A 16,135-nucleotide genomic window follows, 5' to 3' on the forward strand; every position below is an offset into this window, starting at 1 on the left:
TTAAGTCTATTCGACGGAGTCTTACATCTAAAGATTGAATAAAGGGATTAGCCTTCGGCTGGAGGTACTCTTACGGAACATTGTTTCTCATTCGGCAAAATGAGAAGCGTGCTTCGTAAAGAAACCATCTTGCGGTGCAATGCACCTCACCGACAAAACTCGTTCACTACCGTCAAATTATTCAAAGCATCGCAAAAACATTTTTGATTAGAAGTCGTCCTGTCTCAAACACTTGCGGATGACCTTACCGCGTATCGTTCTTTTATTTGAAGTAAATTGCGCTTTGATGGTTACTGCATAACATCAGTTAATCAGCTATGTATTGAACTTTTTCATCATTATGGCTCGCACTGCACGTCTTATGAACCCAGCGCTTTGATACATGCAAAACCAATTCAACAGCTTCCTGAACAAGCCAGCTTTGATATTGTAAGCCTCGACTTCGGTCATTGGTACGCAAAGTTGTCCTATGCAGGGATGTATTTAAAAATCGATGCGGGCTGGGAATTTCAGCTCGAGTTTAAAGATCAGCATGGGCAAATCTATCAAAAAGTCCTTTAAGGCAGAGTCCCTCTGAATTTCAGTATGGCAATTCTGTTTTTCTAGCTTGGTTTCAGGTCAATGACAGCCACAGCGCTTTCCGATTTAATCCAAAACACAGTTATAGCAACTGTAGACTGGGCGAAATAAAACAATAAAACCAATATTGACCTGAAGGATTACGAGAATGGCACATCAATTTACCGTCAATGCCACAATTCATGGCGTTTCACTTGAAGATTTTAAACGACTAGCCGCAGATATCAGCTTGCATGAAGCGGTGTGCAAACGCATACCGGGTGAAAATCTAGAAATTTTAGAATCAAAAAAAACAGGTGATATGTATACCTTAAAACGTGCGTATAACCTTGATGTAAATATTCCAGATATTGCCAAGAAGTTTTTAAAAGATGCGTTTCGTCTGAAACGTACGGATATTAGTAATTTGGCGGCATTAACCTCTGACGTCAAACTAGATCCGAACCTACCGCTCGAAGCCAGTTGTAAACGAAGTGTCAGTGGTGATGCAACACAAGTGAGTTTCAATTTGGACTGGACGGTGAAAGTCAAAGTTCCACTTATTGGTGGATTACTTGAAAAACATGCAGAAGGTGAAATTCGTCGTTTTAGTCAGCTTGAGATTGAAATTGTAGAAGATGAATTGCGTAAAAATTTAAAAGCCTGAATTGATTTGAAAGAGATTTAAAAAAAGCGGTCATTGACCGCTTTTTTATTATTTTAATGAGATGTTTTTTCAAAACGTTGACGATAAAGCATCGCAGTAAAGAAGGTCACCAAACAGACAGTCCATATATAATACATAGCGCCAATGTTGCTGTATAAACTCAACCATTGAACCAATGGCAAAGTGATACCACCCGCGATGGCATAGGCCAAATTGTATGAAAATGAAATGCCCGAGAAACGAATCTGTGCAGGGAACATTTTCACCATACTATAAGACACCATACCAACCGTACCTGATGCCAAACCGAGCAACATATAGAGCGCAAACACGGTCGATGCTGCCACATGGCCCAGGCTGTTATAGAACACGCCCGCATTTATCGCGACAAGGAGGGAACCGAACAGCATCACTTTGCCCGCACCGAAGCGATCTGCCAAAAGACCTGCCAAGATACAACCGACCATTTGCATCACAATAGCGGCACTTTGCATTTTAAAGGCATCGGCACGTTCAAAACCAAAGGCGCCCGTGAGTAAATTTGGCATCGCTAAAATCAGCACAACAACGCAGCCAGTTAAGAACCATGTAAACAGCATACCAATCACAACCCCTGTTTTGTGCTGTTGCAGTACTTGTTTCACTGGAAGTTCTTTAGCCAATTGTTTCTTTTCTTGCATGGCTTTAAATACTGGCGTTTCTTTTAAATAACTGCGGAGATAAAGCGCAATAAAACCAAAGATTCCGCCTAGAATAAATGGAATCCTCCATGCCCAATCATGGATTTCTGACTCTGTAAATTGTAATGAAATAAACAAAGACATCAGTGCGCCCAATAGGATACCTAAAGATAAGCCAGCAGTGAGTAAGCCATTGGCGATCCCAATTTTTTGCTCAGGCACATGCTCTGAAACAAAAGTCCATGCCGCTGGGATTTCACCACCAATAGCGATCCCTTGAATCACACGCATCAGTAGGAGCAAAAGTGGTGCTGCATAACCAATACTTTCAAAAGTCGGCATCACACCAATCATCAGTGTAGGCAGAGCCATGAGTAAAATAGACAAACTAAATAAACGCTTACGACCAATCAAATCGCCAAAATGCGCCATCACCACACCACCCAATGGGCGGAAAAAATATCCTGCGGCAAAAATACCGTAGGTATTCAGCATCGCCCAAAATGGACTGAGGCCAGTGGGGAAAAACAGTTCCGAAATAATTTTGGCGTAAAACACATAAATGACAAAGTCATAAAACTCAAGTGCGCCACCGAGGGATGACAGTCCGAGGGTGCGTTTATCTTGACGAGTCAGGCGTGGCTGAGCTTCCATGCAAATATTTTCCAGCAGCAAATAGCATTTGAGGATTTTAGTGATTCAAATTTTTATTGAATAATCAAACTTTGTTGCCTTATTAAAAACTTATAGTTATGAAAATATTATTAATTAAGAACAAAATAATATAGATAAAGTCGCATTAACTAAAAGAATGATTGGTAATAGATAATAGTGTACCTTGATGTATAAATGATAAATATCAATGGTATAGGGTAGTATGATCTACTATTTTACTTTGTGCTCTATATAAACCACAAAAGATTCAAAGCCATAGCACGCTGTTGTTTTATACTCAGAACCGATAATAATGCATATTGCATGGTTGTTTTTTTTAAATAACTGATATTACGCAGTAACATCAGAAGCGTTATTTGATTCAAATGAAAGAATGATACGCGGTAACGTCATCCGCAAGTGTTTGAGACAGGACTCCTTCTAATCAAAAAAGTTTTTGCGATACTTTGAATAATTTGATACTAGTGAACGAGTTTTGTCGGTGAGGTGCATTGCACCGCAAGATGGTTTCTTTACGAAGCACGCTTCTCATTTTGCCTAATGAGAAACATTGTTTCGTAAGAGTACCTCCAGCCGAAGGCTAATCCCTTTATTTAAATCCTAGATGTAAGACTACGTCGAATAAACTTAAATATCATTTTAAAATTGTGAAATTACTTTTACGTGCGTTACATCAGTTAAATAATTTAAGCTTGCTAGACTTAAAAAAGGATAAATACATGAGTTATGTTGCTGCTGTTGCACAACGTGGTGAAGCAATTTTGACGCTCACTGCCGCAGAGGTACAAGCATCTGAAATAGGTTCTGCATGGTTAACTGCACTAAGTGAAACACTGCATGCCACTATGCTTGAGGGTCAAGGCGTAGGCATTGCCGCACCGCAAATTTATGTTTCTAAGCGGGTAATTATCGTGGCTTCACGTGCAAATTTACGCTATCCCGATGCGCCTGAAATGGAGGCGATCGTGATGGTCAATCCAGTGATTACATCTCGATCTACGACCACGGTTTTGGGTGAAGAAGGCTGCTTAAGTGTGCCGAATGCACGAGGACAAGTCCCGAGAGCCGAGCAAATTCACGTGCGATATTTGACCCTTCAAGGTGAAGTCAAAGAGAAAACCTTGAATGGCTTTCCCGCACGGATCGTACAACATGAGGTCGATCATCTGAATGGGATCTTATTCACCGAGCGTTTAGAATAAAAACCGTGCTATTCCAAAAATATAAAAGTGACCAATTGAGCTAAAAAAATAGCGGAAAAGTAATTTGAATAGTGGTGCAAGTGAAGTTTAAAGGCTTCAAAGATTGCATGCTTAACTGTGAAAATAGACTTTCTTTTTGAAGCTAAAACCTTGTATAACTAGCGAAATAATAAAATAAAAAAGTAGATTAATGGGGAAAAATTGGGGCAATGCTGTCTGTACGAAATGGGGCGTACAATGGCGTAAATTGAAGCATCTTTTGTTTGAGTCAGACTATCTCATCATCAATTGGTCTGACTACGATAAAGGGCGTTTACTTCTCATCTTTGGCATGCTGAGTCAAGTTAGCGTGTTGAAGTGGTGCATCATGAATTTTTATTATTCGACCAATCGGATTTGGTTTAATCCGAGTGAACTCAAGTTCAGGATCATCGTCGCTTGTATAGTCCTACTCAGTTATGGCGTATTGGCAGTACTCAGTCTTTATTTCAAAAAATATTTAAATTTTAGACTGTTTTTTAGCTATTTTGCGCCCGTCCTGTTTGGGATCGGCATGATCTATGGTGGCTATATGATCGGGATCTATAGTCCTGCCACTATGGCGGGGACTGTCAATCTGCTGATGGTCGGTTTGGTTTTTTATCGTCCTGCGATTATGCTCAGTATTACATTTCCGATCACACTGTTTATTGGCTACATTTGCTATCAAACTTCGATTGACCATCTAGAATATGCACCGATTTTCAGCCCAGCTTTAAAACAGAGTGAGTTTTACGACAACGCCTTTTGGCTCATGAGTATGGCGGAGTTGTATTTGCCCATATTGATCGTCAGTGCAGTATTTTTTCAGATTTTGCTTTTACAGTGGCGACACCGTGAACAAAAGATGGAAGTCCTCAGCCGTGTTGATGGCCTGACCAATGTGTTTAACCGTCGTTATGTCAGTCATGAACTTGATACGCTCAGCAAACAGACACGGCCTGAATTTGCAGTGGTTTTGCTTGATCTCGACCATTTTAAATTGATCAATGACCAATATGGACATGATGCAGGAGATGCCGTTTTACAACGTGTTGCTCAAATTTTAAATGACAATACTCGTGTACAAGATGTGGTTGGGCGTTATGGCGGTGAAGAATTCATTTTAATTCTAAAAAATCAGAGTTTAGAGCAGGCGATAGAGGTCGCTGAACGTTGTCGATTGGCCATTTCTGACGCTGAAACCATGATAGCCAACCAACATATGTTGAAGATTAGTGCAAGTTTTGGTGTAGCAACTGCGATCGAGGGGACACCGTCTGCTATGGTCACGCGTATGGCCGATCAAGCGCTGTATATGGCAAAGCAACAAGGTCGTAACCAAGTACGCAGCTTTCGTGAGTTAAAATTGGCAGAAGATTAAATAATTTAAACGATAGTTATGCAGCAATTACAATTTCAGCTCGGATTAGCGCAGCTCGACTTTCAGACCGAGCAACAGAATATTCATTTTGATCATGGCTTAGTCGCTTTGGTGCAAAAATGTGTCCGACATCAGCGTTTCGATGCTTTGGCAATTGAATATTTGATCTATGAAATTGAAGAAATTTTAGAACGATTACAGCTCGATTATCAGACGCAGCGCTATGCTCAGTCGAATGATGCGATGCTGCATCTATTGGCGCAGAGCTTTTTTGAACATGCGACCCACATTGACCGACAAAGCCTAGAACATGGCTTTAATGAAATGATTGAACATACCGAATATTATCAAAATCTATTTGGTGAGCAGGCAATCATTCAACTCAGTTATTTCGTTTTTATTCGAGAAATGATGCACCATTTAAACCTACAGCACATACAAGTTTTAGCTCAGAATGCGTCTTCATCATAAGGACTTATACAGATGCAGCTCAATTTGTTATAAATAAAAAAGCACACAACAAAAAATAGACCTTATGAAAACGCCTGTTCCAGATTATTTACAGCATGTCTTTAATGCCTGCGATGCCAATCAGCACGGAGATTTAGCAGATTATATTCCTGAGTTAGCCCATGCCAATCCGAATAGACTGGCTTTGGCACTGTCTACCGTAGATGGCACGATTTATTCCACAGGTGATGACGAAGTCGAGTTCACCATACAGTCGATGTCTAAACCCTTTGCTTATGCCTTAGCGATTCGTCATCTTGGCTTGGATAGCGTTTTACAAAAGGTCGGTGTCGAGCCATCGGGAGAGGCGTTTAATCAAATTGCGCTCGATCCACAAAGCAATACCCCGAAAAACCCGATGATCAATTCGGGGGCAATCACCACACATTCACTTTTACCACATGATAAGCACAGTACCCGAGCTGACAAACTCCGTGAATTTTTAAGTGAACTGGCAGGGCGTGAGCTGAGTTTTGATGACGCGGTTTACCAGTCTGAAGTGAAGACGGCTTTTCGAAATTTGTCGATCGGTTACATGCTGCGCACAGTCGGTGTACTTGAAGAAGACCCTGAAGATGTGGTGAACGGCTATATTCGTCAGTGTGCAATATTAGTGACGGTTAAAGATTTGGCAAAAATGGCCAGTGTACTTGCCAATGGTGGCGTGCAAGCTGCCACAGGAAAACGGTTGCTGTCACGTTCGGTGGTGCGCCAAGTGTTGAGTGTGATGATGACTTGTGGCATGTATGATGCTGCGGGTGATTGGCTGACAATGGTCGGTATTCCTGCCAAAAGTGGTGTGGCCGGTGGCATCATGGGGGCTTTGCCGGGGCAGGTTGGGCTAGCGGTCTTTAGTCCGAAACTCGATACACATGGGAATAGTGTTCGAGGCGTCGAAATATTTGAACGACTGTCTAAGGACATGGGACTACATGTCATGGAGGGAACGCCTTCGGCGCAAACGATCGTCCAGAGTCGCTATACCTGCGGTATTGATCATTCGGTGGTGGTGTATGAACTGCGCGGCGTATTGCAATTTACTGAGTCGGAAATGTTGCTGCGGATCTTAGAGGATGAACCTGTTGCGACTAACCATATCATTTTAGATCTGACCAATATTTCTTTGATACACGATGTTGGTGTCCGAATGCTCTTTGAAGGTGTAGACCGTTTAATTGCGGATGGTCATCGCGTGGCAGTGATCGACTCAGAACATCTCTTGGAACAAAGTCGAAGTCATGCAGGACATGAGGTGGTTGTTCGGGAAGAGCTGAGTCAATATTTACAACGGTTTGAGCGTTAATTAATAAAACGTGATTTTTGAGTTAGGCAAAGGGCTCATAAGTTTAGTGCTTAGATCGGCTATAATTTTCTTTTTGCGTTAAATTTGCTTATGTCATTTGAGTTAAAAGTCAGTTTACTCCCGAGTGTTGAAGCTTTATCCCGACAGCATAAAAAGCTGAATAAACTGATTGAGCAAATCGAACAGCAAAAGCTGGATTTAGATCTTTGGCAAAATGCCAAAAGTGAAATTCAGAGTTATATCCAGCTGAAACTTGTGCCGATCTATCGTGATTTGCATGCGGTGTACTTTCGTCAGCTTGAGCAACTTTGGCTGCACATACAACAAGAAGACTTTGCCAAAGCAGATTTAGCACAGCTGGATGCAAAATTGACGAAACTGTCTAAGCAGCTAAAAAAATCCAACTATTTAAATACAGCAGAACTTGAAAAAGTCGCTGAGGTGGATGCTTTTTATCAGCAGCATCATGCGCACAATCAAAAGCCAAATAAAAAGGCCAAGTCAGTCCAAGCTAATCAGATCAAAGTAGATGGTCATGTTGATATAGAACAACAAACTATAGAACAGCATGAATCTTATGAAGCGTGGGACAGCGAACAATATCAACGTGAGAAAGAAGAGCATCAGCGTAAACGCCTAGCGCAAAAGCACGAGCAAGCTGAAAAGTTAGTGAACCAATCACTGAAAACTGTGTATTTAAAAATCACAGCTATGATACACCCAGACCGTGAGCCTGATGAAGCTAAAAAAGCAGAAAAAACCGAATTGCTTCAAGTGGTGAACCAAGCTCATGAAGCACAGGATTTGTTTTATTTATTAAAGCTGCAATTACAGCTAGAAACCAATAAGGGTAAAAGCCCTAAAGCTTTAACAGATGAACATTTAAAGTTTTATAAAATGGCACTTGAAGCGCAAAGCCAACGCCTTGCCAGTCAGATTGATGACATCACAGATAGTTTCCACTGGAGTGAAAAGCCGAAGCCTAAAAATATGCAGGTGAAAGATGTGTATAAGGTGATTGATGGTGATGTTTCAGTGCTGAAAGAGCAAGTAAAGTGGGAAAAAGAACGCCTGAAATATATGGAGAAGGTGAAAGGATTGGAAGTGTTGTTGGAGAATGGGGTGCTTTAGATTTTGCTTTTCTCCCTCTCCCTTTGGGAGAGGGGCGGGGTGAGGGTTGACGTTATAATGAAAAATATTTAAAAGCACCTGTCCTTTACGCAGCAGTGCTTGTAGTGGTTTAATAAAGTTGACCACTACAGCTGCTCATCTCCTGGAAGGAGAGGGAATTTCTTTGCGTATCACATATTCACAATATAATTAAGAGAAAAATAAAAATGAAAATAGACCCTGCATTATTAGAATTCGCCAAATCCATGCGCCACACTGCACCGATGCAGAACAACTCATATGGCAAATCCTACGTGCTAAGCGTTTTATGAACCTGAAATTTCGTCGTCAGCATGTGATCCAATCTTATATTGTGGATTTTTACTGTCATGAAATTGGTTTAGTGATTGAGTTGGATGGCGGTCAGCATGGGTCTGATGATGTGATTGAATATGATGCCGAACGGACGAAGTTTTTACAGGATTTGGGTTTAACGATTGTTCGGTATTGGAACCATGATGTGTTAGGAAGGACGGATGTGGTGTTGGAGGATTTGTGGCAGAGATGTTCTGAATTGAAAAATATCTCTCCTTAATCTATTGGGAAATTATCATAAAAATTATTTTTATCAGTTGCTTGAAATGTTTAATTTAATCCCAATTTCGTATTCTTATTAACTTAAAAATTATAATTTGAGGGGGGGAATATGGCAGAGCCAGTATCAGTAGCAAACGAATTTATAAAGTATATACCAGTAGGCATAGGTACTTTGGTGTCAGTCATTATTTCATCACTATGGGTAACATTTCTACATTTTCGCGAGAAAAAACAAGATAAGTTGAGTGAACTCAATCAAGAGCTTAATGAAATTCTTCAAATTTCTATTCAATATCCATATTTAGAGTCAAAAGCGTATTGTGATAATTGGAACCATTTGGATCCAAACATACATAGCGATGAAAAAGCTTTACGTTATTATAACTTTACAACTTTAGTTTTTAATTATTTATCTAAATTAAGTGCTCACTGTAAGTATGATGATGAATGCATACAAAAAAATCATATTAATATGAAGTCTTGGATTCGTTTGCATAAGAAAGCTTGGGAAAATCCATTGAACGATCCGAATGAAAATATCGATAGTTATGATGCAAAATTTGTATCTTTGGTTAATAAATGCTTGGGGAAAAATTAATGAAAAGAAAAGCCATAATTCTTGTAAACGATGATGGGAAACTTCCGGGTCTATCAAAAGATTCAGACAACATTGTAAGTTTTTTGAAGAGCTTAGCTGGTGGTTCTTGGTATGATTCAGAAATTGAAATTATAAAGAATCCAACCTTATATAATTTAAAGTTAAAGTTAGCTATTCAACGCTTGACACCGGTTGATTTTTGCCTTGTCTTCTTTAGTGGACATGGTGGGAACGATGGGAGAAAAACTCACATACAGATAAACAATCAAAAAGAAACCATTGAAGAAAGCGCTTTATTTGGATTTGCAGATAAACAGATTAATTTTTTTGATTGTTGCAGAAGTTTTTCAGAAGATTTAGTACAAAAATCCCAACGTTCTACGACATTTGCAATGGAAGATAGTCAAACAAATTATCTCAGTATTGCTGAGAGTCGAAGAATATATTCTGAATTAATAACAAAAGCTGTTAATCAAAGAGCTGTGTTTTATTCATGTGAATTAAATGAAGTTTCATACGATAGCTCTGAAGGAGCTGTTTATTTGAGCTCATTTTTAAAAAATGCTAGTGAATATTCTAAACACACTACCGATAAATCGAAGTTGGCGATACTAGTACATACTCAAGCAGAGAAATACGTTAAAAGTTTGAATCCTCGATCAGATGGTAATCAAAATCCAACATATGTTTACCCTAAAATTGGTGGGAATGTTCAGGATTATTTACCAATTAGTATAAATCCTTATAGTATAGCACATTACCGTCCTATGTTTGGATAATAAAAAACCCCTCATTCGAGGGGATTTTTTTGAATCAAACTACAGCATTAAAGCGCCGCAATCTGCTCCATATTCGCTTTAATTTTCGCTAACTGATCAGCAAACTCAGCAAGTTTCACTTTCTCGCCTTCAACCACAGCCGCAGGTGCTTTCGCAACAAAACCTTCGTTAGAAAGTTTAGTCGCAATTTGGTCATGCTGTTTTTGAACCTTGTCTAAGTCTTTCTGTAAACGACCCAATTCCGCTTTAGGGTCAATTAAACCCTTCATTGGAACGAATACAGACACATGACCCACTACAGAAGATGAAGACAATGGCGGTTGTTCACCGTCAGCTAGGAAAGTAATGCTTTCAACTTTAGCCAACGCTGTGAATAACGCTTCAATACGTGTGATCTGCGCTTTTTCAGCATCAGTGGTGTTTTGAAGTAGAACAGGCAACAAACGCGCATTACCTAGACCCATCTCACCACGGATGTTACGAACCGCACCAATCAAACCTTGTAGCCATTGCATATCAGCTTCAGCTTGTTCGTTGATTTTCGCTTCATCAGCAACAGGGTATTGCGCCAACATGATTGTTTCGCCAGAAATGTTCAATTTCGGCGCAAGTGTTTGCCAGATTTCTTCTGTTAAGTAAGGCATCAACGGGTGAGCCAAACGTAAAGACGCTTCCATCACAGCAAGTAGAACACGACGTACTTCAGCTTTACGCTCAACCGATACGTTTTCATCATTTAGAACAGGCTTAGTCAGCTCTACATACCAGTCACAGTATTCATTCCAAATGAACTCGTAAATCGCTTGCGCAGCCAAGTCTAAACGGTACGTTGCAAATGCAGTTTGCACCGCTTGTTCCGCTTTTTGTAAACGGCTAACAATCCACTGTTCAGGCAATTCCCAAAGGTCTTGACGAACTTCTTGACCAATCACTTGCTCTTCACAGTTCATCATCACGAAACGCGTAGCGTTCCAGATTTTGTTGGCAAAGTTACGGTAGCCTTCAACACGCTTCATATCGAACTTAATGTCACGGCCTGTGTTCGCAAGCGCACAGAAAGTGAAACGAACCGCATCTGTACCGTAAGATTGAATGCCTTCAGGGAATTCTTTACGTGTTGATTTTTCAATCTTCGCTGCTTGTTTCGGGTTCATCAAACCAGTCGTACGTTTTTGTACTAAAGTTTCAAGATCAACACCGTCAATCAAATCTAATGGGTCAAGCACGTTGCCTTTAGATTTAGACATTTTCTGACCTTCGCCATCACGTACCAAACCATGAACATACACAGTTTTGAACGGAACTTGCGGTGTGCCATCTTCATTTTTCATGAAGTGCATGGTCATCATGATCATGCGGGCAACCCAGAAGAAGATGATGTCAAAGCCAGTCACAAGCACATCAGTCGGGTGGAAAGTATTTAAGAAATAGTTTTCTTTATCTTTCGCCGCGTCGCCAGTCCAACCTAAAGTTGAGAACGTCCAAAGACCAGAAGAGAACCATGTATCAAGCACGTCTTCGTCTTGTTTCAATTCAACTTCAGGTGCAATACTGTTTTTCGCACGAACTTCAGCTTCATCACGGCCAACAAATACGTTACCTTCAGCATCGTACCAAGCTGGAATACGGTGACCCCACCACAATTGACGAGAGATACACCAGTCTTGAATGTTGTTCATCCACGCCATGTACATGTTGCTGTATTGCTCAGGAACGAATTTAATCTCGCCATCTTTAACCGCTTTAATCGCAGGCTCGGCAAGCGGTGCAATTTTCACATACCATTGGTCTGTTAATAGTGGCTCAACGATCACGCCTGAACGGTCACCGCGAGGTGGCTTAAGTGTGTATGGTTGAATCTGGTCTAACCAGCCTTCAGCTTCAGCTTGAGCAACCAACTGTTTACGTGCAGCAAAACGCTCTAAACCAATGTAGTCCGCAGGGGCAGGAATGGTTTTAGAAATTTGCTCGCCCGCTTTCGCGATGTATTCAAACTCAGCAAGAACTTCAGCATTTTTGTTGAAGATGTTGATGATTGGAAGTTCACAGCGTTTGCCAACTTCATAGTCATTGAAGTCGTGCGCAGGTGTGATTTTCACACAGCCTGTACCAAATTCTTTATCTACATATTCGTCTTTAACGATTGGAACTGCACGGCCTGTGATTGGCAAGATAATGTTTTTGCCTACAAGCGCTGCATAGCGTTCATCATCAAGCGCAACCGCAACTGCTGTATCGCCAAGCAATGTTTCAGGACGAGTTGTTGCAACAACGATGTGATCTTTACCGTCGTGGGTACGAAGTGATTTGTCTTCAAAGAAGTATTTGAAGTGCCACAATGAACCTGCTTCTTCTTTATCTGACTCAACTTCTAAGTCAGAAAGCGCAGTTTGTAATTTAGGATCCCAGTTTACGAGGCGTTTACCACGGTAAATTAAGCCTTCTTCATGCAACTTAACAAACACTTCTTTAACCGCATTTGATAAACCTTCGTCCATCGTGAAGCGTTCACGAGACCAGTCTACAGAAGAACCTAAGCGACGAATTTGACGGGTAATGTTACCGCCAGATTGTTCTTTCCATTCCCACACTTTTTCAATGAACTTTTCACGGCCAAGGTCATGACGGCTAATACCTTCAGCACCCAACTGACGTTCAACAACCATTTGTGTTGCAATACCCGCATGGTCGGTACCTGGCTGCCAAAGGGTGTTTTTGCCAGACATACGGTTATAACGAGTCAACGCATCCATAATGGCATTGTTAAAACCATGACCCATGTGCAAGCTACCGGTGACGTTTGGCGGCGGAATCATAATACAGAATGAATCACCTTTTTGAGATGGCTTGAAGTAGCCTCTCTCTTCCCAAGTCTTGTACCATTTTTTTTCGATCTCGGTCGGATCGTAGGTCGTAGCAATATTTTGCGCTGAATCAGTCATAGTCTAAACAGATCAAAAGTGGATAAAAAATTAGATCTATTGTAGCAAAAAAAATGGTGAATTAGGGATGTTGGGCGAATGTTAACTTTTAGGATTTGGCAGTAAATAAAAGAGTCCGTATGATAGGACCTAAGATAAGAAGTACCCATTGATCCCAAAACTAAGATAAAAGGAGCAATATCAAATGACTTATTCTATTTCTTTAAAGATTCAACCTACGACATATCAACGTTTTGAGACAATTCATCAAAAACTCAATGCAGGTGAAACAGAAAGTCAGTCCAAAGCCTTAGGGGATAATTTAGCGGATATTGCATGTGAAATTTTAGATCAAGTTTTTGGCCAAATGGCGCGCATGAATAAGTCTGGAGACAATGAATCCGAAAAAATTATTCAGCAAATACGTGAAACGACCCGTAAATATATGCCGTGGTCGGTGTCTTTTTTTGGCAATGACCGCCTTGTACCGATGGTAAATTATTTATATGGACGTTTTTACAGCGAAGATGGTCAGCATTATATGCATTATCCGATCGATGCCTCTTTAGCCACCGACTTGCTTGCCTATGTCAATCAAATGAAAGAAGGGCAGAATCAATATGTGCCGCTCGCATTGAAGGCATTTACACAAGTGGTCGATGCCGGGGTGACGCATTTGGTGCGAGAACCGAAAAAAATGCTGAAATTTAACATGGTAGTGGATAAAACTTTAACCGGTGTCATCAATCTCACCACGCAACTCGGTTATAAACGTTTTGATAAACTCGGCAAAATTTATGATGCACAATCGATGAGTCAGTACTTTGATCATTTTATGGTGTTTTTGAACAATGAGCCTGTACTACATAAAGCATAAAATACATATAAATGAATAAATTAGTTATTTAAAAGGATGTCAAAATGGCAAAACGTGATGATTTGAACGGAAAAGTGGTATGGATTACTGGGGCATCGTCAGGTTTGGGTGAAGCTTTAGCAAAAGAATGTGCTTTGCAAGGGGCGCAGGTCATTTTGACCGCACGTCGTTTTGAAGAGTTGGAAAAAGTCCGTGTTTCATTATTACATCCAGATCAGCATCTTTCAGTGTGTGCAGATATTACCAATGAAGAACAAGTTCGCCATGCTTATGAACAAGTCCTTGCGCATAAAGGTCGAATTGACTGGCTAATCAATAATGCGGGATTGAGTCAGCGTGCATTGATCACGGATACGACTATGCAAACTGAACGTGCCATCATGGAAGTAGATTATTTTTCGCAAGTCTATTTAACCAAAACCGTTTTACCGACATTTTTAGCACAAAAATCAGGACGTATTGTGTTTGTTTCTAGCGTGGCTGGTCTACTAGGTACGCAGTATCGCGCTTCATATTCGGCGGCGAAAGCAGCCATTCACTTATGGGCCAACAGTTTACGTGCAGAAGTTGCTGAGCAAGGGGTAGATGTATCGGTCATTTTCCCAGGCTTTGTCAAAACCAATGTGTCTATTAATGCTTTAAATGGAGAAGGCAAGGCGCAAGGCTATGATAATGAAGCCACGGCCAATGGCTTAGAAGCAGATGAGTTTGCAAAAATTACAGTAAATGCATTGCTCAAAGGGGAAGAATACATTGTGGTTGGCGGTCGTAAAGAGGTTTTGGGCACATGGGTGTCGCGCCTGTCACCGAGCACACTGTATAAAATGATCCGTAAAATGAAAGTGAAGTGATTTTTTGATCTCACATTCATTAAATTAAATATAAAGTGAAATGACGCTTATTTAAATTTAAGCGTCATGAGATATGCCACTACATTGGGCATCAAATTCTGCACAACTCTTTATCAATTGGAATAGTTTGTAGAATTTGGTTGTTGGTATCCTTATAAATAAAATCGTAGTGAATGTTATGTTCAAATGTATGAGCAACTGATGCGCATAAATTTTCCTTATGTCTTTGAGTTGAATAATTCATTAAAGGACTATTCTGAATCTGTGCAGCATTCAGTTCGTATGTGTAGGCAACACTTAATTCACGTCGATCAATAGCAATTAACGTACTATATTTATCTATTCTTAGTGGTAATTTACGACGTAAATGATTTAATTCTTCATCAAGTGCTATTGTGATCTGCTCTTGAACTTTATCTGCATTGCTTCCAAAAAAATAAGGTGAAATCACATAGTGACTAAATATATACCCACCAATTCCACCTAAAATATAACCAATAACTTTTATCTTATTCATGATTTAAGCCGAATATTTTTTCTAACGATTTATTATTTTTGAATGGCTGTTCCATAAGCAAATACTTCTACCATGCCACCTTCCATGCCCATTTCAGTGGTGCTGAGGCGTAACCCTAATATTTCAGATGCACCGATTTTTTCTGCTTCAAGCTTTAAGCGAACTACGGCTTCGCGGCGCGCACGTTCTACGACTGTTTCGTAGCTGCTCAGGTTGCCGCCAAAAAAATTCTGAATATTGGCAATCACATATTTAAAATAATCATGAGAAATGACCACATTGCTGCTGATCATTTGTCCTGGCTGTTCGCTGGTTTTAAAACGGCTACTGTCTAAGCGGATATAGGCAAGACGTTTTTCCTGTACCTCAAGCTCAGCCAAGTGTTTACTTTCGGCACGACGGCCAAAACCCCAACCGATAGCAAATAAAATAACAAAAATGACAACTTTAAAAAGAAAAGCATCCATAGCCTTAGCCTTGTGTTGGGAATGGGTCAGGCAGTTTTGGCTGATTGGCTTCTACGCGCACAGCAGTCCCATAAACAAACAATTCAGATGCACCTTGTGCAATATTTGAAGTCGAAAAGCGAATACCCACGATTGCATTGGCACCCAAAGCTTGCGCCTTTGCCACCATACGGTCCATGGCTTCTTGGCGTGATTCTTCTAATAGTTCGGTATAGGCTGTAAGTTCGCCACCAACAATATTTTTAAGTCCTGCCAATAGGTCACGTCCCACGTGTTTACTACGTACAGTGCTCCCATAAACCACATCAAGTTGTTGGGTAATGGTATGGCCAGGTACAGATTCAAGATTACTCAGTAGCATTTTTAGTGATCAATATCAAAAAAAGAATACAGTGAAGATAGAAAAGTTATAGCTAAAAAG

General features: G+C 40.4%; 16 protein-coding genes and 1 pseudogene. 12 read left to right on the plus strand and 5 right to left on the minus strand.

Features of this window, described 5'->3' with window-relative positions; all coding sequences use genetic code 11:
• The first annotated feature begins 375 nt into the window (after positions 1-375).
• Positions 376-561, plus strand: a complete 186-nt coding sequence (locus tag FTT72_RS03855; RefSeq protein WP_180021221.1) for a hypothetical protein — start codon at positions 376-378, stop codon at positions 559-561.
• 166 nt (positions 562-727) lie between these two features.
• The gene (locus FTT72_RS03860) at positions 728-1,225 is read left to right on the plus strand and encodes a DUF2505 family protein (RefSeq protein ID WP_078192225.1); all 498 of its coding nucleotides are present in this window, start codon (positions 728-730) and stop codon (positions 1,223-1,225) included.
• Positions 1,226-1,278: 53 nt separating this feature from the next.
• Here the strand turns inward: FTT72_RS03860 and FTT72_RS03865 are convergent, their stop codons facing one another.
• On the minus strand, positions 1,279-2,559 hold the full coding sequence (locus FTT72_RS03865) for an MFS transporter (protein ID WP_180177894.1): 1,281 nt from the start codon (positions 2,557-2,559) through the stop codon (positions 1,279-1,281).
• A 740-nt stretch (positions 2,560-3,299) separates the two neighbouring features.
• On the opposite strand from FTT72_RS03865, the gene def reads away from it, so the two are divergent.
• From def to FTT72_RS03905, 8 genes and pseudogenes are all read left to right on the plus strand, one after another.
• Entirely contained in the window at positions 3,300-3,782 is a 483-nt protein-coding gene (gene def / locus FTT72_RS03870; protein WP_180177895.1) for a peptide deformylase, read from the plus strand.
• Between the two features lie 190 nt (positions 3,783-3,972).
• The gene (locus FTT72_RS03875) at positions 3,973-5,184 is read left to right on the plus strand and encodes a GGDEF domain-containing protein (RefSeq protein ID WP_180089132.1); all 1,212 of its coding nucleotides are present in this window, start codon (positions 3,973-3,975) and stop codon (positions 5,182-5,184) included.
• Between the two features lie 18 nt (positions 5,185-5,202).
• The gene (locus FTT72_RS03880) at positions 5,203-5,655 is read left to right on the plus strand and encodes a hypothetical protein (RefSeq protein ID WP_180177896.1); all 453 of its coding nucleotides are present in this window, start codon (positions 5,203-5,205) and stop codon (positions 5,653-5,655) included.
• A gap of 64 nt (positions 5,656-5,719) precedes the next feature.
• Entirely contained in the window at positions 5,720-6,997 is a 1,278-nt protein-coding gene (locus FTT72_RS03885) for a glutaminase (RefSeq protein WP_180177897.1), read from the plus strand.
• Between the two features lie 90 nt (positions 6,998-7,087).
• Positions 7,088-8,128, plus strand: a complete 1,041-nt coding sequence (locus FTT72_RS03890) for a molecular chaperone DnaJ (RefSeq protein WP_180177898.1) — start codon at positions 7,088-7,090, stop codon at positions 8,126-8,128.
• A 206-nt stretch (positions 8,129-8,334) separates the two neighbouring features.
• Positions 8,335-8,702 (plus strand): annotated as a pseudogene (locus FTT72_RS03895) (endonuclease domain-containing protein).
• 111 nt (positions 8,703-8,813) lie between these two features.
• Complete coding sequence (locus tag FTT72_RS03900) at positions 8,814-9,302, plus strand: hypothetical protein (RefSeq protein WP_168154247.1); 489 nt, start codon at positions 8,814-8,816, stop codon at positions 9,300-9,302.
• Positions 9,302-10,081 (plus strand): caspase family protein, encoded by a 780-nt coding sequence (locus tag FTT72_RS03905; protein WP_180177899.1) that lies wholly within the window; start codon positions 9,302-9,304, stop codon positions 10,079-10,081. Before FTT72_RS03900 ends, FTT72_RS03905 begins: the two co-directional genes overlap by 1 nt.
• Before the next feature lie 47 nt (positions 10,082-10,128).
• Here the strand turns inward: FTT72_RS03905 and FTT72_RS03910 are convergent, their stop codons facing one another.
• On the minus strand, positions 10,129-13,023 hold the full coding sequence (locus tag FTT72_RS03910; RefSeq protein WP_180177900.1) for a valine--tRNA ligase: 2,895 nt from the start codon (positions 13,021-13,023) through the stop codon (positions 10,129-10,131).
• A gap of 184 nt (positions 13,024-13,207) precedes the next feature.
• Between FTT72_RS03910 and FTT72_RS03915 the strand changes: the two genes are divergently transcribed.
• Positions 13,208-13,879, plus strand: a complete 672-nt coding sequence (locus FTT72_RS03915) for a hypothetical protein (protein WP_180177901.1) — start codon at positions 13,208-13,210, stop codon at positions 13,877-13,879.
• Between the two features lie 44 nt (positions 13,880-13,923).
• Positions 13,924-14,730, plus strand: coding sequence for an SDR family oxidoreductase (locus FTT72_RS03920; RefSeq protein ID WP_180177902.1), 807 nt, complete (start codon positions 13,924-13,926; stop codon positions 14,728-14,730).
• 91 nt (positions 14,731-14,821) lie between these two features.
• On the opposite strand, the gene FTT72_RS03925 is transcribed toward FTT72_RS03920, so the two are convergent.
• The 3 genes from FTT72_RS03925 to FTT72_RS03935 are packed head-to-tail and all read right to left on the minus strand — an operon-like array spanning position 14,822 to position 16,075.
• Positions 14,822-15,247: a type II secretion system pilot lipoprotein GspS-beta gene (locus FTT72_RS03925; RefSeq protein ID WP_120367911.1), complete on the minus strand. Its 426-nt coding sequence runs from the start codon at positions 15,245-15,247 to the stop codon at positions 14,822-14,824.
• 32 nt (positions 15,248-15,279) lie between these two features.
• Positions 15,280-15,714, minus strand: coding sequence for a YbjQ family protein (locus tag FTT72_RS03930; protein ID WP_106984484.1), 435 nt, complete (start codon positions 15,712-15,714; stop codon positions 15,280-15,282).
• 4 nt (positions 15,715-15,718) lie between these two features.
• Positions 15,719-16,075, minus strand: a complete 357-nt coding sequence (locus FTT72_RS03935; protein WP_106984485.1) for a YbjQ family protein — start codon at positions 16,073-16,075, stop codon at positions 15,719-15,721.
• Positions 16,076-16,135 lie beyond the last annotated feature (60 nt).

Origin of the sequence: Acinetobacter sp. YH01005 (genome assembly GCF_013420465.1) — a bacterium.
Classification (GTDB): Bacteria; Pseudomonadota; Gammaproteobacteria; order Pseudomonadales; family Moraxellaceae; genus Acinetobacter; species Acinetobacter amyesii.